The following is a 19,065-nucleotide window of genomic DNA, read 5'->3' as shown; positions in this document are numbered from 1 at the left end:
TTGCGTTTTTTTGAGTAAGTACCATATACTATTTGTATTAGATACTAGGATGTAGAGGTGAATGATGTGTTAGATCGTTTGCAAGCTGTAGAAAATCGTTATGAGAAGTTAAATGAATTGCTAAGCGACCCAGCAATTATTAGTGATTCAAATAAGCTTCGTGAATATTCAAAGGAACAGTCTGATATACAGGAAACGGTAGAGGTGTATCGTGAGTATAAGGATGTTCGTGAGCAATTAAAAGATGCGAAAGCAATGTTAGAAGATAAGTTAGACGCAGAAATGCGTGAAATGGTAAAAGAAGAGGTTTCTGAGTTAGAATCACAAGAAAAAACATTATCAGAGCGTCTAAAAATTTTACTTGTACCAAAAGACCCTAACGATGATAAGAACGTTATCGTTGAGGTTCGTGGAGCTGCTGGTGGCGACGAGGCCGCTTTATTTGCTGGTGACTTATATCGTATGTATAGCCGTTATGCTGAGGTGCAAGGTTGGAAAACGGAGATTATCGAGGCTAGCTATACAGAGTTAGGTGGATATAAAGAGATTATCTTTATGATTAACGGTAAAGGTGCTTTCGCGAAGCTGAAATTCGAGAATGGCGCTCACCGTGTACAACGTGTTCCTGAAACGGAATCTGGTGGACGTATCCATACATCTACAGCAACTGTAGCTGTATTACCAGAGGCAGAAGAAGTAGAAATTGATATTCATGAGAAAGATGTTCGTGTTGATACATTCGCTTCTAGTGGACCTGGTGGACAGAGCGTTAATACAACGATGTCAGCGGTACGTTTAACGCATTTACCGACTGGTGTAGTTGTATCATGTCAGGATGAGAAATCACAAATTAAGAATAAAGAAAAAGCGATGAAAGTATTACGCGCACGTGTTTATGATAAGTTTAGACAAGAAGCGCAAGCTGAGTATGATCAAAACCGTAAACAAGCTGTTGGTACGGGTGATCGTTCAGAGCGTATTCGTACGTATAACTTCCCGCAAAACCGTGTTACAGACCATCGAATCGGTTTAACGATTCAAAAGTTAGATCAAATCTTACAAGGTAAGTTAGATGATTTCATCAATGCCTTAGTAATGGAAGATCAGGCTCAAAGGATGGAGGCAGCTGAGTAATGCGTGTCTATGAAGCCCTGAAATGGGCTTCTTCTTTTTTACAGGAGAATGGACGAGATGAAAATGCGGGAGAAATTGTCCTTTGTCATGTATTAAAGACGAATAGAACAGGATTATTGATGAACATGCGTGAAGAAATAACTGCGGAACAAGAAAAAAGTTTTACAGAGTTTATCCACAAGCATGTAGAAGGTATTCCTATTCAATATATGATTGGTCATGAAATGTTTTATGGAAGATCGTTCTTTGTGAATGAAGAAGTATTAATACCAAGACCAGAAACAGAAGAGCTTATAGTAGGAGTGTTAGAAAGAATCGAGCGTCATTTTGGTGATGAGAAAATACATGTAGCAGATATTGGTACAGGTAGCGGAGCGATTTCGATTACGCTTGCTTTGGAAAATAAAAATCTTCATGTGTATACGGTAGATATTGCGCAGGAGTCGATTGAAGTTGCAAAAGAAAATGCGAAAACTTTGGGCGCAGAAGTAACGTTCTATCATGGTGATTTATTATCACCATTTTATGAAACGGGTCAAAAGTTAGATGTTGTTGTTTCAAATCCTCCATATATACCGGAAGAAGATTGGCGTGGTCTTTCTCCCGTGGTGAAAGAGCATGAGCCAAAGAGAGCGCTTGTTGGTGGTGAAGACGGATTAGATTTCTATCGCCGCTTTATGGAAGAGTTGCCGAATGTGTTGCAGAAGAAAGCAATTGTCGCATTTGAAATTGGAGTAGGGCAAGGTGAGGACGTGAAAGGGCTGTTACAACAAGCATTTCCACATGCTCATGTTGAGGTTGTTTTTGATATTAATGGAAAAGATCGTATGGTATTTGCGGAGATGGAGTAAGGTTTACACCTTACTCTATTTTTTTGTGGAAAAATTCATATAGATTTTGAATTTAATAGTTTAGAAAGATGAAAGTCTGTCCACACTGTTTGTAGAAGGGACGGTGGAGGAAATGAAAAAACAAGTTATTGCTTATCTTCTTCTATTATTAATTGGTGCACAGTTACTTGTGCAGTTTGGATATATGAAAGCTGATGCGAAAGGGCCTTCAGTTATTCCGAAAGAGGCCGTTCGATTACGGATTTTAGCAAATAGTGATTCAGATAAAGACCAGGCGTTAAAGCGCAAAGTGCGTGATGAAGTAAAAGCACAAATTGATGGATGGGTAGCTGATTTAACTTCATTTGAAGAGGCACGCAAGGTCATTCAAAGTCATATTCCAGAAATCGAAAAAACAGTAGCAAATACGTTGAAAAAAGAAGGAAGTAAAGATTCATTTCAAGTGAATTTCAGTAAAAATGTAAAGTTTCCTACAAAGGTATATGGGAATTTTATTTATCCGGCAGGGGAATATGAAGCAGTCTTAATTACAATTGGGGAAGGTGAAGGGGCAAACTGGTGGTGTGTACTATTTCCACCAATGTGTTTCTTAGATTTTTCAAGTGGTACAGCTGTAAGGAAAGAAGAACATGTTGTGAAGGCTGAATCTCCTGAAGAGGAGCAAGTGAAACAAATAGATGATGAAGAAGTAGTAAATGCAGAAGAGAAAAAAGAGGATGAGGTGAAAGAAAAGAAAGTTGTAAAGCAAGAAGTCGCAAAAAAAGTAACAGCTTCTGAAAAGAAAGTAGTAAAAAATGAAACGAAAGTAGAAGAACAACCTGTAAGTAAAGAGGAAACAAAAACTGTGGAAAAAGTGGAGAAACCTGTGGAACAAAAACAAGAAAAGCGAAATGAGTATGTAAAAGTAGAGGAGGAAGAAGAAAAGCCGGAAGTTAAGTTATTTATTGTAGAAGCTTTTACATCTTTATTCTCTAAATAGTACTATTCGTAAATCCCTTCTCATATATAAAAAAGAGGAGGGATTTATTATGAAGAAGGTATATTTTGCGACGAAGGCAGATGTGGAAAGATTGCATTCTTTTTTCGGACAAGCTAATAAAAAAGATGATAAAATAAATGAGTTGTACGCACAGTTTATGATTTTGGAAGAGGCGGAAGAAATACGGGCAGTCATTGGATATGAACAAAGTGAAGAAAACGCACTTATTCGTTCTTGTTTATTCACACCTAATGTGGATAAACAGACTTTCTTATATTTTTTTGAAATGTTTTTGCAGTATATGAAAGAAAAAAATATTCGACAATTGTACTTACTAACAAATCATCCACAATCTATAACGATCTTTCAGTTTTTTGACTTTGTTACGATAGAGAAAGAGAACGTACCAGAGGGAATTCGACAGTTAGAACACTTTTGTAAAAATATAAAAGAGCCAAATGCAATAATACTAAATTGTCAGCTATTCACAAAGTTATCCACGGATTAACAAGGTTTATCCACATTTTGTGGATAAACCTTGTTTGTCTTTTGGATAAATCTCATAGTAAACTAAAAATAGACAAGTATTTCAGGGTAGAAAAGGACGTGGGAAAAAATGCATACAAATATGTGGGTTGTGGATAATGTTGTGGAAAGAAAAAAATATTATCCACAGTTACAAGAAGCAGCAAAATTATTAAGGGAAAATGAGGCGATTGCCTTCCCTACAGAAACGGTATATGGACTAGGTGCAAACGCGATGAATGATGAAGCGATTGCGAAAATTTTTGAGGCGAAAGGAAGACCGAGTGATAATCCACTTATTGTCCACATCGGTACAAAATCGCAGTTAGATGGTATTGTGAAGGAAATTCCGCCAGTTGCAGAGAAGTTGATGGAGCATTTTTGGCCAGGTCCGTTAACAATTATTTTACCTAGAAAAGAAGGAATTTCAGAGAAGGTGACGGCAGGCCTTCATACAGTTGGAGTGAGGATGCCTGATCATCCGGTAGCTCTTGCTCTTATTGAAGAGGCAAATGTACCTGTTGCAGCACCGAGTGCGAATCGTTCAGGTCGTCCAAGCCCGACGTTAGCATCTCACGTATATGAAGATTTAAATGAGAAAATCGCAGGTATTGTAGATGGTGGTGCAACAGGAGTCGGTGTTGAATCGACTGTAATTGATTGTACGAGCGCTATTCCAACGATTTTACGCCCGGGTGGGATTACGAAAGAACAATTGGAAGCGGTGATTGGCACGGTTTCTTTAGATCCAGCTCTAAAGGATGAGAAGGAAAAACCGAAATCACCTGGAATGAAGTATACACATTATGCACCGAAAGCGCCGCTCAGTATTGTTGAAGGATCACGTGAGTTTATCCAGCGCCTTGTGGATGAGAAGAAGGAAGAAGGATTCAAAGTAGGTGTATTAACGACAGAAGAGTATCACCATATATATAATGCGGATGTTGTATTATCATGTGGTGTTCGAAGTGATTTAGCTAGCGTTGCGACTAAATTATATGATGTACTTAGAACGTTTGATGCAAGTGAAGTGGATGTTATTTTTAGTGAATCGTTCCCGAATGAAGGAATAGGAAACGCGATTATGAATCGCTTAACAAAAGCGGCAGGACATCATATTATTACTGAATGATAAGGTACGATTAGCAAACAGAATATTTCTCCTCGGATAAGCATATTGTGAAGTAGCACGTCCGAGGAGGGACATGAATGACGTTTGAACAGCTAATACCTTTAATAATTATGGCATTCGCCTTAGGGATGGATGCATTTTCGGTGAGTCTTGGTATGGGAATGATGGCCTTAAAGATAAGACAGATCCTGTATATCGGTGTGACGATAGGGATATTTCATATTATCATGCCATTTATTGGGATGGTATTAGGTCGTTTTTTATCAGAGCAGTATGGAGAAATTGCACATTTTGCAGGTGCTATTTTATTAATAGGACTAGGATTTTATATTGTGTATTCCTCTATTTTAGAGAATGAAGAGACTAGAACAGCCCCTATTGGAATTAGTTTATTCGTATTTGCATTTGGTGTTAGTATAGATAGTTTTTCAGTAGGGCTTAGTCTTGGTATTTACGGAGCACAGACAGTTATTACGATATTACTCTTTGGATTTATTAGTATGTTATTAGCGTGGACTGGTTTATTCATTGGTAGGCATGCGAAAGGTATGCTCGGTACATATGGTGAGATAGTAGGTGGTATCATTTTGGTTGGATTTGGATTATATCTCCTTTTTCCTATATAATTTTAGGGGGAGGGCGTTATGAACAAATTATTGGAATGGTATATTCGATTTGTAACTTTTTTTCCGAGATGGTTACGACTACTTGTTATTTGGGGTATTATTTTACAAATTTCAATTTTAGGTTGGATTAAATTAATTCGCGAATGGTAAGATAGTTCCTTTCTGTGCATAGTTTTGTTTGTACTATACTGATTGCGCTAAAAAATTAAACATATAGAAAGGATGAGATGGATGACGAGATTGAAGCAAGTTTTTGGTATTATTATTAGTTTTTTTGTTTTTTGGTTTAGTATGCTCGGTGTACAAATGTTTGCTGAGTTTTTAGATATTGAGTCATTGAAGTTTGTTGCGGGGAAAACGGAGGCAGCGCGTGCCTTTTATTCTCCGTATCCATTTATAATTGTTTTTCTTATTACATTGCTTTCCCTATATTTCTTAGTCATTAAGCTTGGGAAACCGAAAAAAGAGAAAGTACCTACTTTAGAGGAGCAGAAAGAAGAGATATAAGGGGGATACTATGTCTAACATTTCTTTGGCAGAAGCTGTAAAATTAAAAAGTGTATTATCGAAAAGAATACATGAATTAGAAGAAGAGATGAACCAAATTGGATTTGTTGAAATTGAAAAAGGTGATACACTTCCAAAACAGACGCGTACATTGGTACAAGTTGAACAGGAGCTAGATGAAGTTCGCGCTGATTTTCGTCTTTTAGATAAATTAATGTATGAAGCAAATATCCGAAATGAAGTGAATTTCAACGGAGAGAATATAACGATTGTTGAAGCGATAGAACTTGCAACGCAGTTACGTGCAAAAGCTCGAAAGTGTAAAGAGTTTGGCGTGAGTAAGAAAGAAGAACATGTATATTCGTACGGTGAAACATCGTCGCTTGTAAAAGTAGCCATGTTTGATCCTGAAGTATATCGTGTAAAAGGTTTAGAGTTAGAGAGACAAGCTAATAGGTTATCTAACTTAATTAATGCGAAAAACTACGCCATTGAACTAGACTTTGATGGTGAAAAATACTTTTAAACCTTGAAGTGGTGAGACTCCGCTTCAAGGCATAGAAGAAGACCACTTTTGTAAAAATGAGATTTGTGATGGCCAAAGGACAACCAATCATCCAATAACCGATCACACTGTTACTTTTTACCGATGACCAATAATGGGAAAAGAGGTCGATGACCAATAATGAAAAATTATTTTTCTTCTTCTATGAAAAGGGTGTACCAAATTAATTTGGTACACCCTTTTATATTATTGTTACTTCTATTCTGAACGAGCTGTTTTCGCTTTTAGTTGTTATCCAGCTCCAGCGGCTAGAATGGTCGGTGGCTTCGCGTCTTCCTGCGAGGCAAAAAGCGCCTCTACGTCAGAAGCTCCATCCTCCTCCCATTCTGAGCGAGCCGCTTCCGCTTTTAGTTGTTATCCAGCTCCAGCGGCTAGAATGGTCGGTGGCTTCGCGTCTTCCTGCGAGGCAAAAAGCGCCTCTACGTCAGAAGCTCCATCCTCCTCCCATTCTGAGCGAGCCGCTTCCGCTGTTAGATTGGCCTCACTAATTCAAATTGTTCTCCTAGTTTTGCGTAGTTGTGTCCTGCTAGGCGGCTTACTGGTTTTAGTCCTTCTGCGTGAATGCGTCCATTTTCGTATAGGTGGTCTGCGACGTGGAAACGAACGACGCGTCCGATTAGTAGATCGCAAGCTGGTGAGTCTTCTGTTCCGCCAAGGGGGATTGCGCGTTCTAGTACGCATTCCATTCGAATATTTGCTTCTTTTACACCTGGAACGGAGATGACATCACTTTCAATTGGTGTTAATTTTGCTAATTCAATTTCACTTTCATTTGGAGGGAGATTTGCTGCTGTTTCGTTAATTGCCGCTACATATGATTCATCAGAGATATGTACGACAAATTCTCCTTTTTCAATTGCGTTTCGGGAAGTGTCTTTTCTTTCTCCAGCTTTTCGTTGTACAGAAACTGAAATAAGTGGTGGATTTGCAGCAACGATGTTGAAGTAACTATATGGTGCACCGTTTAATACGCCGTCTTTTGTTACAGAAGTAACGAATGCAACAGGGCGTGGGATGATACTTCCCGTTAATAATTTGTAATTCTCTTTTTCCGATTGTTCATTTGGATTAATGGATAACATGATTGAAATCCCCTTTCTAAATATGACGACTTATTGTTTGTTTACAAGATGTTAGTGGAAAACTCCTGCTGAAAATAATATTTTTATTACATAAAAAGAACTTACTTCAACCACAATGAAGTAAGTTCCACCTAAATAATCTCGAATTCAAGATAAAAATTATAGTAAAACGTATGCGCCAGGACCGATTAAAGCTACACCGATAGCAACAGCGATTAACATTAAGTTATATTCATATCCATTTTGAGTTACCCAGTAACCGTTTTTTCCATGAACAGTGAAGATCGCCATTAACATTGTTCCAACAATAAATAATGAACCGATTGCAGTGAAAATACCTGATGCGAATAAGAAACCACCTAATAGTTCAGTTGCACCAGCCATAAATGCCATAAATACACCAGGGCGTAAACCGATTGATTCCATCCAGCTCACCTGTTCCTTTTAAACCGTAACCGCCGAACCAACCAAATAATTTTTGAGCACCATGACCCATGAATGTAATACCTATAATAAGACGAATAATAAGAAGACCGAAATCCATCATTTTTTAAAACCTCCTAAAAGTTATTAACTTACCTTACGTAAGTAATAATAAAATAGTTACTTACTTTAGTCAAGTGGATTTCGAAAAAAGTTTGAAAAAAATTTTACAAATTAACAACAAAAAATAAAATGTAGTAAAGACCTCTAGACAAGTTAGGTAAAAAAAGAGAAAATATAAGTAGAAGTTAACTTCTTATTGTTATTCAGACAATCAGAATTGACTGGAATTTTGTGAGACGCTACAATAAGAGTCTAGTAGTAATGACGTAATTTATTTCGAAAGCGTTTTTACAGTATAATATTCGAAGTATGAAGTCTTACGTTTATTCTGATCTTTAATAGAGATTGCCCTATAAACTTTTAGGTAAATTATAAGGAGGACTATCCTATGTTTAAAAAATTATTCGGTCTTGGTTCAAAAACAAATGAAGAAACAATTGTAGCTCCATTAACTGGAGCGGTGAAAAATATTGAAGAAGTACCAGATCCAGTATTCGCTGGTCGTATGATGGGTGACGGTGTTGCAATCGATCCTACTGAAGGTGTAGTTGTATCTCCAGTTGATGGCGAAATCGTACAATTATTCCACACGAAACATGCAATTGGAATTAAAGCGAAAAACGGTACAGAAATTTTAATCCACGTTGGATTAGAAACTGTAAAAATGGAAGGCGAAGGTTTTGAAGCTCACGTTTCTGAAGGACAAGCTGTAAAAGCTGGAGATAAATTAATCTCATTCGACTTAGAATTAATTCGTGAAAAAGCGAAAAGCACAATTACTCCAATCGTTATTACAAACACAGATGCAGCTGAGTCTATTAAGACAACTGTAGGTGTAACTGCTACAAAAGGTTCAACAGAAGTAATGAAAGTTACAATGAAATAATTATCACATGAAAGGAATCCGTTTCGTATGAAATGGATTCCTTATTTTGTTTTGTAGTCTGTTCCTTATATATGGTAAAATACTTTGGGCACTTGGAAATAGGGTTTCACATATATGTGGATAAGGCGCATTTTTCTTAGAAAAAATATAAGAGAAATGCGCCTTTCGTATATTCACATTTCTTTTGTTCTATTGTAATGTACGCTATGATAAAAGGAAGGAAATAGAGAAAAGGGGTGGGTTTAGATGAAACGAGTATTATTTGTTTGCACTGGAAATACATGCCGTAGTCCGATGGCTGAGGCGTTACTGCGCCATTATGGGGAAGGTAAGTTTGAAGTGCAATCTGCTGGTGTTTTCGCCTATCCTGGAAGTGATGCGTCGGTACATGCAAAGGAAGCTTTAGCTGAAAAGGGAATTGCAATCGATCATGCTTCGCAGCAGGTAAACGAAGCCTTAATTGATTGGGCAGATATTGTAGTAACAATGACGGAAAACCATAAGGAAATTATCCTTGGGCATTATCCAAGTGTTGAAGGGAAAGTAGATACATTATATGGAGTAACTGAGGGGATGAGTAAGGATATTTCAGATCCGTTCGGCGGATCTCTCTCTATTTATAAAGAAACATTAGAAGAGATGGAAAAACTTGTACAAACTTTACTGAAAAAACATTCAGAAGGTTGATGTTTCGTGTATAATACGATATTGGAGATCACTTCGTCCCATTAAAGGATTAAGTGAGAATGAAGATAATGGATTGAAACTTTGGAGGGGTAAAAATGAAAGTAGTAGTAGCATCTGATCACGGCGGTATGAATATCCGTAAAGAACTTGTAAGTTTATTAGAAGAGTTAAATATTGAATATATTGATTTAGGTTGTGAATGTGAAGCTGGTTCTGTTGATTACCCTGATTTTGCGTTTCCAGCAGCGGAAATGGTAGCAAATGGCGAAGTAGATCGTGGTATTTTAGTTTGTGGGACAGGCATCGGTATGTCAATTGCTGCAAACAAAGTAAATGGTATTCGTTGTGCGTTAGTTCATGATACTTTCAGTGCGAGAGCAACGAGAGAGCATAACGATACAAACATGTTAGCAATGGGCGAGCGTGTAATTGGTGCTGGTCTAGCACGCGACATCGCAAAAATTTGGTTAACAACTGAATTTGAAGGCGGCCGTCACGAAAACCGCGTAGGAAAAATTAAAACATACGAAGCAAAGTAATAGATTCTAACTAGAAGCAGTAGGAAATATAATTTGGTGAACCAACCTGTGAAAGGAAGAGGCGTAATGACAGAAATCGTAAAGGTAAGAGAACAGCTACAAATTTCGCTTTCTGATTTCCAAGAACAAGCTTCATTACAAAGTGGTCAAATTTTTGTAGTGGGGTGTAGTACGAGCGAAGTGCTAGGAGAAAGAATTGGGACATCAGGAACGATGGAAGTAGCAGAGGCGATTTTTTCTGAGTTAAAACAATTTCAAGAACAAACAGGTATTGAGTTGGCGTTTCAATGTTGTGAGCATTTAAACCGTGCTTTAGTAGTTGAGAAAGAGTTGGCGATGAAATATCAATTTGAAATTGTAACAGTTACGCCTGTTAGATCAGCAGGTGGTGCATTAGCAACATATGCTTATCACAATTTGAAAGATCCGGTAGTAATTGAGTTTATTAAAGCAGATGCGGGAATGGATATTGGTGATACATTTATCGGTATGCATTTAAAGCACGTAGCTGTTCCGGTTCGTACTAGTGTGAAGGAAATTGGAAGTGCACATGTAACGATGGCAACAACACGTGGAAAGCTAATTGGTGGAGCACGTGCTGTTTATGCGGCGAAGGAAGAGACTATCACTTGCCGTTAAAGTTATGAATAAGGTATGTTGTCTGACTTTATTATAGAAGAAAGAAAAGACCGATTTTCGGTCTTTTTTTTCTTTTATGATATAGAAAGTCATGTTAGAATGTAGTTGAAAACATGAAGGTTCGAAAGAATTACAACCTGAATTTTCGTTTTTTCTGAATAAATAAGAAAAAACTGTTGGGAATCGATGTAATTCGTTCAGAAAAGGGGGATTTTGGTGGATCATTTAAAACGTCAAGATGAAAAGGTATTTGCTGCAATTGAGGCAGAACTAGGAAGACAGCGTTCGAAGATTGAGTTAATTGCTTCGGAAAATTTCGTAAGTGAAGCAGTAATGGAGGCGCAAGGTTCTGTTTTAACGAATAAGTATGCTGAAGGATATCCTGGGAAACGTTACTATGGTGGTTGTGAACATGTAGACGTAGTAGAAGATATCGCACGTGATCGCGTAAAAGAAATTTTCGGCGCAGAGCACGTAAATGTTCAACCGCATTCTGGTGCACAAGCGAACATGGCAGTATACTTCACGATTTTAGAGCAAGGCGATACAGTACTTGGTATGAATTTATCTCATGGTGGTCACTTAACACACGGAAGCCCTGTTAACTTCAGTGGAGTACAATATAATTTCGTAGAATATGGCGTGGATGCTGAATCTCACCGTATTAATTACGATGATGTATTAGCAAAAGCGAAAGAACATAAACCAAAATTAATCGTTGCAGGTGCAAGTGCATACCCTCGTGTTATCGATTTCAAACGATTCCGTGAGATTGCAGATGAAGTGGGCGCATACTTAATGGTTGATATGGCACATATCGCAGGTTTAGTAGCGGCTGGTTTACATCCAAATCCAGTGCCACATGCACATTTCGTTACAACAACAACACATAAAACATTACGTGGTCCACGTGGTGGTATGATTTTATGTGAAGAGCAATTTGCAAAACAAATTGATAAATCAATCTTCCCTGGTATTCAAGGTGGTCCACTTATGCACGTAATCGCTGCAAAAGCTGTTGCGTTTGGTGAGGCACTTCAAGATGATTTCAAAACATATGCACAAAATATCATTAACAATGCGAACCGCTTAGCTGAAGGTCTTCAAAAAGAAGGACTTACACTTGTTTCTGGTGGAACAGACAATCACTTAATCCTAATTGATGTTCGTAACCTAGAGATCACAGGTAAAGTAGCAGAGCACGTATTAGACGAAGTTGGTATTACAGTGAACAAAAATACAATTCCATTTGAAACAGCAAGCCCATTTGTAACAAGTGGTGTACGTATCGGTACAGCAGCTGTAACATCTCGTGGTTTCGGTTTAGAAGAAATGGATGAAATTGCGTCACTTATTGCTTACACATTAAAAAATCATGAAAATGAAGCTGCATTAGAAGAAGCACGTAAGCGTGTAGAAGCGTTAACGAGCAAATTCCCAATGTATCCAAATCTATAATAGATTGAAGAAGACTGCTGAGACATAATTGTTTTGGCAGTTTTTTTTGTGGACATATATTGTTCTTTAAGTATGTATACAAATGATGAATAAATTTTGGCGATATAATGAAGGATACAGCTCCCATAATTGGTAAAGATACTAGATAGATTCATCGTAAATCATGACTTTTCCAAATTTGCCCTTGAATATTAGTAGCGTTTTCTTTACAATCGTAAATAGTGTAAAAAAGCGTGCAAACGCATGAATATCATCTAAAGGAGAGATTCACATGGGAAAACTGTATGTATTTGATCACCCGTTAATTCAACATAAGATTACATATATTCGCGACAAGAATACAGGTACGAAAGATTTTCGTGAATTAGTGGACGAAGTAGCAAGCTTAATGGCTTTTGAAATTACTCGCGACCTTCCACTTAAAGACATTGAAATTGAGACTCCTGTAAGCAAAGCGACAACAAAAGTGATCGCTGGTAAAAAACTTGGTTTAATTCCGATTTTACGTGCAGGTTTAGGAATGGTTGATGGAATTCTGAAATTAATTCCAGCAGCAAAAGTAGGACACGTTGGCTTATACCGCGACCCTAAAACATTGCAACCGGTAGAATACTATGTGAAACTTCCAACGGATGTAGAAGAGCGTGACTTTATCGTACTAGATCCGATGCTAGCAACAGGTGGTTCTGCAGCTGAAGCAATTAACTCTCTGAAAAAGCGCGGCGCAAAACAAATTAAATTAATGTGTATCGTTGCAGCTCCAGAAGGAGTAAAAGTAGTACAAGAAGAACATCCTGATGTTGATATTTATGTAGCAGCATTAGATGAGAAATTAAATGACCACGGATATGTAGTACCAGGTCTTGGTGATGCTGGTGACCGTTTATTCGGAACGAAGTAAGACAACTGACGAGCAGGGGGATTCCTCAGCTCGTCTTTTTTTGATGTAAGCAAGTAGGGGAGGGGAGAGGATAAATATACATAGTATATACAACATAAGTTGCATACACATCACATATAATATAGAAGTCTTACGTCTAAAGAGCACTATATTATGGAAGGAAAGCGTTATATCGTAAAAATATAATAGTGACAAACTTGTGAACATTTCCTTCTATTATAAAGAGAAAACTGTTAGAAATTGCATATCTCTAACCAGTATTTAGAAGGGGAACGTTTTCATTTTTGGGAGGAAATGACTAATACTCAAATTTTTTGATTTTTTACGATTTCTCGTTGACACTGTTAATACCCTATTGTATGCTAACAACGGGGATAGATGGTAGGGCTTTCAGTGACAAAAATACATCTATTCCGTGACGAAAATGTAAACTTTTTATTTTGTATAGGATTTATGCAAAAAAATGAGTTATTATTAACACATCGTGAATGAGGGTTACATATTGGAGGGATGAATCCTTGCAAAAAAACGATCGCAGCCATATAAAAGCTTATGCTTTAATGTCAGGTATTCTTGCTCAGTTAGTCGGTTCTATTCTTGTTGGGATCTTTGGTGGGCAGTGGATTGATAATAAGGTTGGAACGTTTCCATTGTTTCTTATTATAGGGTTATTACTCGGATTAGGAACAGGGGTATACGCAATGATTCGACTCATTCGACATTACTATTCGGGAGAGCAATGATGATAGACGTACATGGACTTGTCCAAAGACAAAAGAAATATATGTACTACTTGCTTGCGCTTCTAGTGCTAGGATGGGGATTCACCTCTTACAAGGATGTATTTCTTGGACTGATTATCGGAACGATTTTCAGTTTTCTTAGTTTGCGCATCATTGCACGCAGGACAGACAAGCTGTTGGATCGCGTGACAAATGGAGAAAACGTGAAGTTTAAGGCGACAGCGGTAAGTACATATTCAAGATTCGCCACGATTGGGTTATTAATTTTATTTGCAGCCAAATATCAAGAGTTAATTGCGATGTGGGGCTTAGGTGTAGGATTGCTGACAGGATACCTTGTCATGATCATAGATTTTCTTTATTTAGAGTATAAGAGCAGGGAAGAGAGGTGAATTACTAGTGGAACACGGTAAATTAGTTGAATTTCTAGGTTTAACGTTCGATTTGTCATCAGTTATGATGGTTACTGTAGCAGCAGTTATTGTTTTCTTAATCGCTGTTATCGGAACTCGCAGCTTAGCTCTTCGCCCAACAGGAATGCAAAACTTCATGGAATGGGTGTTTGACTTCGTGAAAGGGATTATCAATAGTACGATGGACTGGAAAACAGGTGGACGTTTCTTAACGCTTGGCGTTACGCTTATCATGTTTATCATCGTATCGAACTTCCTTGGTTTACCATTCATGTATTCAGCAACTGAAGCTGGCGAACATATTGCATGGTGGAGATCACCAACGTCTGATCCAGCAGTTACATTAACATTAGCCGTGATGGTAGTTACCCTCACCCATTATTATGGAATTAAGATGAAGGGTACGAAAGAATACGTAAAAGGTTATTTCCAACCTATGAAATTCTTATTCCCATTAAAGGTTATTGAGGAGTTTGCTAACACATTAACGTTAGGTCTTCGTTTATTTGGTAACATTTATGCAGGTGAGATCTTATTAGGATTACTTGCTAAGCTGGGCGGAGCATCATTCCTTGGAGCATTAGGTGCACTTGTGCCGATGTTAGCATGGATGGGATTCAGTGTATTCGTTGGATCAATCCAAGCATTTATTTTCGTTATGTTAACGATGGTTTATATGGCTCATAAAGTAAGTCATGACCATTAATATAATTTAAGTAAGAAAAAATTTATTTTTTTATAATACAAAGGAGGACAAATTAAATGAGTTTAGGTGTAATCGCAGCTGCAATTGCAATTGGTTTATCAGCATTAGGTGCAGGTATTGGTAACGGTCTTATCGTATCACGTACAATCGAAGGTGTTGCTCGTCAACCAGAATTAAAAGGCGCACTTCAAACAATTATGTTCATCGGGGTTGCTTTAGTTGAGGCACTTCCAATCATCGGTGTAGTTATTGCATTCATCGTAATGAACAAATAAGGGAGACTCCCCTTACATAGATGGCGAAGAGTGTTTTTCCGAACTTTCTTCGCCATTGCTTTATGAACGAAACGTATGTCTTTTTTTTTCATATGATCAATTTAGATATTTTGAAGGGAGTGAATCCTTGTGCCAACTTTATTATTAGGGGCTGCCATTCCATTTGGAACGATTGCTTATACATTGTTCATTTTCTTACTTCTATTAGTAATGCTACGCAAATTCGCGTGGGGTCCTTTAATGGGGATTATGAAAGAACGTGAAGAGCATGTTACTAATGAAATCGACGCTGCAGAAAGAAGTAACGCTGAAGCGAAGAAGTTAGTAGAAGAACAACGTGAAATGTTAAAACAATCACGTGTTGAAGCACAAGAGTTAATCGAAAGAGCGAAAAAACAAGCTGTAGATCAAAAAGATGCTATTGTTGCTGCTGCGAAAGAAGAAGCAGAATCAATTAAAGCATCTGCTGTACAAGAAATTCAACGCGAAAAAGAGCAAGCGATTGCTGCTTTACAAGAACAAGTTGCTTCTTTATCTGTTCAAATTGCTTCTAAAGTAATTGAAAAAGAATTAAAAGAAGAAGATCAAGTGAAGTTAATTCGCGATTATATTAAAGAAGTAGGAGAAGCGCGATGAGCAATGGGATTGTAGCAAAACGTTATGCTGTCGCTCTTTTTAAAATTGCTAAAGAAAAACACGTATTAGAAATGTTTGAAGAGGAATTACGCCTTGTACAAAACGTTTATATAAAGAACGGAGAACTACATAGCTTTTTAACGCAACCGAACATTTCAAAGGAACAAAAGAAAACGTTTCTTGCAAACGTATTCGGGTCTGTTTCTGAATCTATTTTAAATACGTTATATATTTTAATTGATAACAAGCGCATTGATATCTTACCTGAAATTGCAGATGAATATGTTGTTCTTGCTAATGAAGAACGTAACGTAGCGGACGCAACTGTATATTCTACTCGTCTTCTATCAGAAGAAGAGAAGCTTAACATTGCAGAAGCATTTGCAAAGAGAACAGGAAAAGATGCAATTCGCGTAAAAAATGTTGTAGATGAAGATTTACTAGGCGGCATTAAAGTACGTATTGGAAATCGCATTTATGACGGAAGTTTACAAGGAAAATTAGCACGTATTCAGCGTGAATTAATGAAGAATAGATAGGGGTGAAGCACATGAGCATCAGAGCTGAAGAAATTAGCGCACTGATAAAGCAACAAATCGAGAACTATCAGTCTGAAATCGAAGTTAGTGATGTTGGTACAGTTATCCAAGTTGGTGACGGTATCGCGCGTGCTCATGGTCTTGATAACGTTATGGCTGGTGAACTTGTAGAGTTCTCTAACGGCGTTATGGGACTAGCACAAAATTTAGAGGAAAACAACGTAGGTATTATCATTTTAGGACCTTACACAGAAATCCGTGAAGGTGACGAAGTTCGTCGTACTGGTCGCATCATGCAAGTACCAGTAGGAAAAGAACTAATTGGTCGTGTTGTAAACCCATTAGGTCAACCAGTTGATGGTTTAGGCCCAATCAATACAACAAACACTCGTCCAATCGAAAGTCCAGCACCAGGTGTAATGGATCGTAAATCTGTTCATGAGCCACTTCAAACAGGTATTAAAGCGATTGACGCTCTTGTACCAATTGGCCGTGGTCAACGTGAGTTAATCATCGGTGACCGTCAAACAGGTAAAACAGCAGTTGCACTAGATACAATCATTAACCAAAAAGATGAAGATATGATTTGTATTTACGTAGCTATCGGACAAAAAGAATCAACTGTACGTAACGTAGTAGAAACACTACGTAAGCATGGTGCATTAGAGTACACAATCGTTGTAACTGCATCTGCTTCTCAACCAGCTCCATTATTATACTTAGCTCCTTACGCTGGTGTAACAATGGGTGAAGAGTTCATGTACAATGGTAAACACGTATTAGTAGTATATGATGACTTATCAAAACAAGCAGCAGCTTACCGTGAGCTGTCATTACTATTACGTCGTCCTCCAGGTCGTGAAGCTTACCCAGGGGATGTATTCTACTTACATTCTCGCTTATTAGAGCGTGCAGCAAAATTAAGTGATGCAAAAGGCGGCGGTTCTTTAACTGCACTACCTTTCATCGAAACACAAGCAGGGGACGTATCAGCTTACATCCCAACAAACGTAATCTCAATTACGGATGGACAAATCTTCTTACAATCTGACCTATTCTTCTCTGGCGTACGTCCAGCGATCGATGCGGGTACTTCTGTATCTCGTGTAGGTGGATCTGCTCAGATTAAAGCAATGAGTAAAGTATCAGGTACACTTCGTCTTGACCTTGCATCTTACCGTGAGTTAGAAGCGTTCGCTCAGTTCGGTTCTGACCTAGATAAAGCAACTCAAGCGAAACTAAACCGTGGTGCTCGTACTGTTGAGGTATTAAAACAAGGATTACACAAACCGTTACGTGTAGAGAAACAAGTTATCATTCTTTACGCTTTAACACGTGGATTCCTAGATGATATCCCAGTAGTAGATATCACTCGTTTCGAAGAAGAATTCCATGCTTGGTTAGATTCTAATGCGACTGACTTATTAGAAGAAATCCGCACAACTAAGAAACTTGCGGATGACGACAAATTTGCAGCAGCAATTAACGGATTTAAAAAAGTATTCGTAGCTTCTGAATAATAAAAAGTGAAGCCGACTGTTTAGCCCCATCGGCTAAGAGGCGGAACTAGATTAATAAAAGCGGAAGCCGCTGGAGCTAGATAATATATAAAGGCATCTCAATTTCTGAGATTGCTGACGGTTATGTAAAGGAAAAGAGTAGGTGCACCTATTCTTTTCCTTCAATCATGAGCAAGAATATCTTGCAACGTAGATTAGGAAGAGGATTCTTACTAATCGTGCCAACTTCCGGAAAAAAGGTGGTGAAAACCTGTGGCATCTTTACGCGATATAAAAGCGAAGATTAACTCGACAAAGAAAACGAGTCAAATTACGAAAGCGATGGAGATGGTATCTGCATCTAAGTTAAACCGTGCAGAGCAAAATGCTAAATCTTTCGTTCCGTATATGGAAAAGATTCAAGAAGTAGTAGCGAGCATTGCGCAAGGAAGTAAAGGAATTAATCATCCAATGCTAAATGCGCGTCCTGTAAAGCGTACAGGATACATCGTTATTACATCTGATCGCGGACTAGCAGGTGGTTATAACAGTAACGTATTACGTACAGTAAGTAACGTAATTCGTGAACGTCATAATATGGATTCAAACCAATATTCAATTATTGTGCTTGGACGACTAGGACGTGATTATTTAAAACGTCGCGGCTTTAACATCATTGATGAAGTAGTTGGATTATCTGACCACCCATCATTTACTGATATTAAAGACCTTGCTTCTCGAGCAATTGCGATGTTCGCAGATGGTGCTTATGATGAGCTGTATATTTACTACAACCATTACGTAAGTAAAATTTCACAAGAAGTAACGGAAAATAAAATTTTACCGCTTACTGATGTGGCGTCTGATAAACCGACGACAGCTTATGAATTCGAACCTTCTGAAGAAGAAATTTTAAAAGTACTATTGCCACAATACGCAGAAAGCTTAGTGTACGGTGCATTACTAGACGGTAAAGCAAGTGAGCACGCAGCGCGTATGACAGCAATGAAGAGTGCTACAGACAACGCAATGGAAGTTATCGATTCACTTACACTTTCATTCAACCGTGCGCGTCAGGCAGCGATTACGCAAGAAATTACGGAAATCGTTGGTGGAGCAGCAGCGTTAGAATAGTAATAAAAAGCGTAGGCGGCTCTGTCAAAAGAGTCGCGTAAGCTATAAACTAATAAAAAATGA

At 38.0% G+C, this 19,065-nt stretch carries 25 protein-coding genes and 1 pseudogene; 24 read left to right on the top strand and 2 right to left on the bottom strand.

The window, feature by feature from the left end:
* The first annotated feature begins 66 nt into the window (after nt 1–66).
* From prfA to ACTT1L_RS13155, 9 genes are all read left to right on the top strand, one after another.
* The gene (prfA, locus tag ACTT1L_RS13195) at nt 67–1,134 is read left to right on the top strand and encodes a peptide chain release factor 1 (protein WP_000887065.1); all 1,068 of its coding nucleotides are present in this window, start codon (nt 67–69) and stop codon (nt 1,132–1,134) included.
* A complete protein-coding gene (gene prmC, locus ACTT1L_RS13190) occupies nt 1,134–1,985 on the top strand; it encodes a peptide chain release factor N(5)-glutamine methyltransferase (protein WP_001267033.1) in 852 nt (283 codons plus the stop codon). The genes prfA and prmC overlap by 1 nt, the downstream gene beginning before the upstream one ends.
* Before the next feature lie 112 nt (nt 1,986–2,097).
* The gene (spoIIR, locus tag ACTT1L_RS13185; protein ID WP_442821945.1) at nt 2,098–2,964 is read left to right on the top strand and encodes a stage II sporulation protein R; all 867 of its coding nucleotides are present in this window, start codon (nt 2,098–2,100) and stop codon (nt 2,962–2,964) included.
* 49 nt (nt 2,965–3,013) lie between these two features.
* Nucleotides 3,014–3,472: a mechanosensitive ion channel protein gene (locus tag ACTT1L_RS13180; RefSeq protein WP_000758435.1), complete on the top strand. Its 459-nt coding sequence runs from the start codon at nt 3,014–3,016 to the stop codon at nt 3,470–3,472.
* A 108-nt stretch (nt 3,473–3,580) separates the two neighbouring features.
* Nucleotides 3,581–4,621, top strand: a complete 1,041-nt coding sequence (locus ACTT1L_RS13175) for an L-threonylcarbamoyladenylate synthase (protein ID WP_061131877.1) — start codon at nt 3,581–3,583, stop codon at nt 4,619–4,621.
* 77 nt (nt 4,622–4,698) lie between these two features.
* A complete protein-coding gene (locus ACTT1L_RS13170; protein ID WP_442821944.1) occupies nt 4,699–5,247 on the top strand; it encodes a manganese efflux pump MntP in 549 nt (182 codons plus the stop codon).
* 18 nt (nt 5,248–5,265) lie between these two features.
* Nucleotides 5,266–5,397, top strand: coding sequence for a hypothetical protein (locus ACTT1L_RS13165; protein ID WP_001037628.1), 132 nt, complete (start codon nt 5,266–5,268; stop codon nt 5,395–5,397).
* An 81-nt stretch (nt 5,398–5,478) separates the two neighbouring features.
* Entirely contained in the window at nt 5,479–5,754 is a 276-nt protein-coding gene (locus ACTT1L_RS13160; protein ID WP_000197468.1) for a DUF3935 domain-containing protein, read from the top strand.
* Nucleotides 5,755–5,764: 10 nt separating this feature from the next.
* Nucleotides 5,765–6,280, top strand: coding sequence for a hypothetical protein (locus ACTT1L_RS13155; protein WP_000065590.1), 516 nt, complete (start codon nt 5,765–5,767; stop codon nt 6,278–6,280).
* A gap of 509 nt (nt 6,281–6,789) precedes the next feature.
* On the opposite strand, the gene ACTT1L_RS13150 is transcribed toward ACTT1L_RS13155, so the two are convergent.
* Together ACTT1L_RS13150 and ACTT1L_RS13145 are read right to left on the bottom strand one after the other, a co-directional pair.
* On the bottom strand, nt 6,790–7,401 hold the full coding sequence (locus tag ACTT1L_RS13150; protein ID WP_429677930.1) for a flavin reductase family protein: 612 nt from the start codon (nt 7,399–7,401) through the stop codon (nt 6,790–6,792).
* Nucleotides 7,402–7,560: 159 nt separating this feature from the next.
* Nucleotides 7,561–7,948: pseudogene (locus ACTT1L_RS13145) on the bottom strand (DoxX family protein).
* Between the two features lie 387 nt (nt 7,949–8,335).
* Between ACTT1L_RS13145 and ACTT1L_RS13140 the strand changes: the two are divergent.
* The 15 genes from ACTT1L_RS13140 to atpG all read left to right on the top strand — a co-directional run bounded on the left by ACTT1L_RS13140 (nt 8,336) and on the right by atpG (nt 19,002).
* Complete coding sequence (locus ACTT1L_RS13140) at nt 8,336–8,833, top strand: PTS sugar transporter subunit IIA (protein ID WP_000473666.1); 498 nt, start codon at nt 8,336–8,338, stop codon at nt 8,831–8,833.
* A 246-nt stretch (nt 8,834–9,079) separates the two neighbouring features.
* Nucleotides 9,080–9,520 (top strand): low molecular weight protein arginine phosphatase, encoded by a 441-nt coding sequence (locus ACTT1L_RS13135; protein ID WP_000832384.1) that lies wholly within the window; start codon nt 9,080–9,082, stop codon nt 9,518–9,520.
* A gap of 95 nt (nt 9,521–9,615) precedes the next feature.
* Nucleotides 9,616–10,059 carry a ribose 5-phosphate isomerase B gene (gene rpiB / locus ACTT1L_RS13130; protein WP_000869919.1) on the top strand — a complete coding sequence of 148 codons (444 nt, stop codon included), beginning with the start codon at nt 9,616–9,618 and terminating at the stop codon, nt 10,057–10,059.
* A gap of 66 nt (nt 10,060–10,125) precedes the next feature.
* A complete protein-coding gene (locus tag ACTT1L_RS13125) occupies nt 10,126–10,698 on the top strand; it encodes a TIGR01440 family protein (RefSeq protein ID WP_000136362.1) in 573 nt (190 codons plus the stop codon).
* 216 nt (nt 10,699–10,914) lie between these two features.
* Entirely contained in the window at nt 10,915–12,156 is a 1,242-nt protein-coding gene (glyA, locus tag ACTT1L_RS13120; RefSeq protein WP_000349817.1) for a serine hydroxymethyltransferase, read from the top strand.
* Between the two features lie 271 nt (nt 12,157–12,427).
* Entirely contained in the window at nt 12,428–13,057 is a 630-nt protein-coding gene (gene upp, locus ACTT1L_RS13115; RefSeq protein ID WP_000517539.1) for a uracil phosphoribosyltransferase, read from the top strand.
* A gap of 378 nt (nt 13,058–13,435) precedes the next feature.
* On the top strand, nt 13,436–13,549 hold the full coding sequence (locus tag ACTT1L_RS13110) for a DUF4024 domain-containing protein (RefSeq protein ID WP_000232961.1): 114 nt from the start codon (nt 13,436–13,438) through the stop codon (nt 13,547–13,549).
* A 26-nt stretch (nt 13,550–13,575) separates the two neighbouring features.
* Complete coding sequence (locus ACTT1L_RS13105) at nt 13,576–13,800, top strand: AtpZ/AtpI family protein (protein ID WP_001171223.1); 225 nt, start codon at nt 13,576–13,578, stop codon at nt 13,798–13,800.
* Complete coding sequence (locus tag ACTT1L_RS13100; protein ID WP_000567600.1) at nt 13,800–14,192, top strand: ATP synthase subunit I; 393 nt, start codon at nt 13,800–13,802, stop codon at nt 14,190–14,192. Before ACTT1L_RS13105 ends, ACTT1L_RS13100 begins: the two co-directional genes overlap by 1 nt.
* 7 nt (nt 14,193–14,199) lie before the next feature.
* The gene (gene atpB, locus ACTT1L_RS13095) at nt 14,200–14,919 is read left to right on the top strand and encodes a F0F1 ATP synthase subunit A (RefSeq protein WP_000399870.1); all 720 of its coding nucleotides are present in this window, start codon (nt 14,200–14,202) and stop codon (nt 14,917–14,919) included.
* Between the two features lie 56 nt (nt 14,920–14,975).
* A complete protein-coding gene (gene atpE / locus ACTT1L_RS13090; RefSeq protein ID WP_000052064.1) occupies nt 14,976–15,194 on the top strand; it encodes a F0F1 ATP synthase subunit C in 219 nt (72 codons plus the stop codon).
* A gap of 129 nt (nt 15,195–15,323) precedes the next feature.
* Nucleotides 15,324–15,830 (top strand): F0F1 ATP synthase subunit B, encoded by a 507-nt coding sequence (gene atpF / locus ACTT1L_RS13085; RefSeq protein ID WP_001142617.1) that lies wholly within the window; start codon nt 15,324–15,326, stop codon nt 15,828–15,830.
* Nucleotides 15,827–16,369, top strand: coding sequence for a F0F1 ATP synthase subunit delta (atpH, locus tag ACTT1L_RS13080; RefSeq protein ID WP_061131872.1), 543 nt, complete (start codon nt 15,827–15,829; stop codon nt 16,367–16,369). Before atpF ends, atpH begins: the two co-directional genes overlap by 4 nt.
* 11 nt (nt 16,370–16,380) lie before the next feature.
* The gene (gene atpA / locus ACTT1L_RS13075) at nt 16,381–17,889 is read left to right on the top strand and encodes a F0F1 ATP synthase subunit alpha (RefSeq protein ID WP_000027518.1); all 1,509 of its coding nucleotides are present in this window, start codon (nt 16,381–16,383) and stop codon (nt 17,887–17,889) included.
* A gap of 252 nt (nt 17,890–18,141) precedes the next feature.
* Complete coding sequence (atpG, locus tag ACTT1L_RS13070; RefSeq protein ID WP_000157696.1) at nt 18,142–19,002, top strand: F0F1 ATP synthase subunit gamma; 861 nt, start codon at nt 18,142–18,144, stop codon at nt 19,000–19,002.
* Nucleotides 19,003–19,065: the final 63 nt, after the last annotated feature.

Source organism: Bacillus sp. FH (assembly GCF_052216825.1).
Taxonomy (GTDB): domain Bacteria; phylum Bacillota; class Bacilli; order Bacillales; family Bacillaceae_G; genus Bacillus_A; species Bacillus_A paranthracis.
This window is presented reverse-complemented; position numbering and strand designations above follow the sequence as displayed.

Bases quoted from the DNA above. Each gene is read 5' to 3' on its own strand.
- ACTT1L_RS13175 (WP_061131877.1), top strand. From the start codon at position 3,581: ATGCATACAAATATGTGGGTTGTGGATAATGTTGTGGAAAGAAAAAAA.
- ACTT1L_RS13180 (WP_000758435.1), top strand. From the start codon at position 3,014: ATGAAGAAGGTATATTTTGCGACGAAGGCAGATGTGGAAAGATTGCAT.
- ACTT1L_RS13150 (WP_429677930.1), bottom strand. From the start codon at position 7,401: ATGTTATCCATTAATCCAAATGAACAATCGGAAAAAGAGAATTACAAA.
- rpiB (WP_000869919.1), top strand. From the start codon at position 9,616: ATGAAAGTAGTAGTAGCATCTGATCACGGCGGTATGAATATCCGTAAA.
- atpE (WP_000052064.1), top strand. From the start codon at position 14,976: ATGAGTTTAGGTGTAATCGCAGCTGCAATTGCAATTGGTTTATCAGCA.
- ACTT1L_RS13165 (WP_001037628.1), top strand. From the start codon at position 5,266: ATGAACAAATTATTGGAATGGTATATTCGATTTGTAACTTTTTTTCCG.
- ACTT1L_RS13125 (WP_000136362.1), top strand. From the start codon at position 10,126: ATGACAGAAATCGTAAAGGTAAGAGAACAGCTACAAATTTCGCTTTCT.
- ACTT1L_RS13170 (WP_442821944.1), top strand. From the start codon at position 4,699: ATGACGTTTGAACAGCTAATACCTTTAATAATTATGGCATTCGCCTTA.
- ACTT1L_RS13160 (WP_000197468.1), top strand. From the start codon at position 5,479: ATGACGAGATTGAAGCAAGTTTTTGGTATTATTATTAGTTTTTTTGTT.
- atpA (WP_000027518.1), top strand. From the start codon at position 16,381: ATGAGCATCAGAGCTGAAGAAATTAGCGCACTGATAAAGCAACAAATC.
- ACTT1L_RS13100 (WP_000567600.1), top strand. From the start codon at position 13,800: ATGATAGACGTACATGGACTTGTCCAAAGACAAAAGAAATATATGTAC.
- ACTT1L_RS13140 (WP_000473666.1), top strand. From the start codon at position 8,336: ATGTTTAAAAAATTATTCGGTCTTGGTTCAAAAACAAATGAAGAAACA.
- ACTT1L_RS13110 (WP_000232961.1), top strand. From the start codon at position 13,436: ATGGTAGGGCTTTCAGTGACAAAAATACATCTATTCCGTGACGAAAAT.
- upp (WP_000517539.1), top strand. From the start codon at position 12,428: ATGGGAAAACTGTATGTATTTGATCACCCGTTAATTCAACATAAGATT.
- prmC (WP_001267033.1), top strand. From the start codon at position 1,134: ATGCGTGTCTATGAAGCCCTGAAATGGGCTTCTTCTTTTTTACAGGAG.
- atpH (WP_061131872.1), top strand. From the start codon at position 15,827: ATGAGCAATGGGATTGTAGCAAAACGTTATGCTGTCGCTCTTTTTAAA.
- ACTT1L_RS13135 (WP_000832384.1), top strand. From the start codon at position 9,080: ATGAAACGAGTATTATTTGTTTGCACTGGAAATACATGCCGTAGTCCG.
- spoIIR (WP_442821945.1), top strand. From the start codon at position 2,098: ATGAAAAAACAAGTTATTGCTTATCTTCTTCTATTATTAATTGGTGCA.
- ACTT1L_RS13155 (WP_000065590.1), top strand. From the start codon at position 5,765: ATGTCTAACATTTCTTTGGCAGAAGCTGTAAAATTAAAAAGTGTATTA.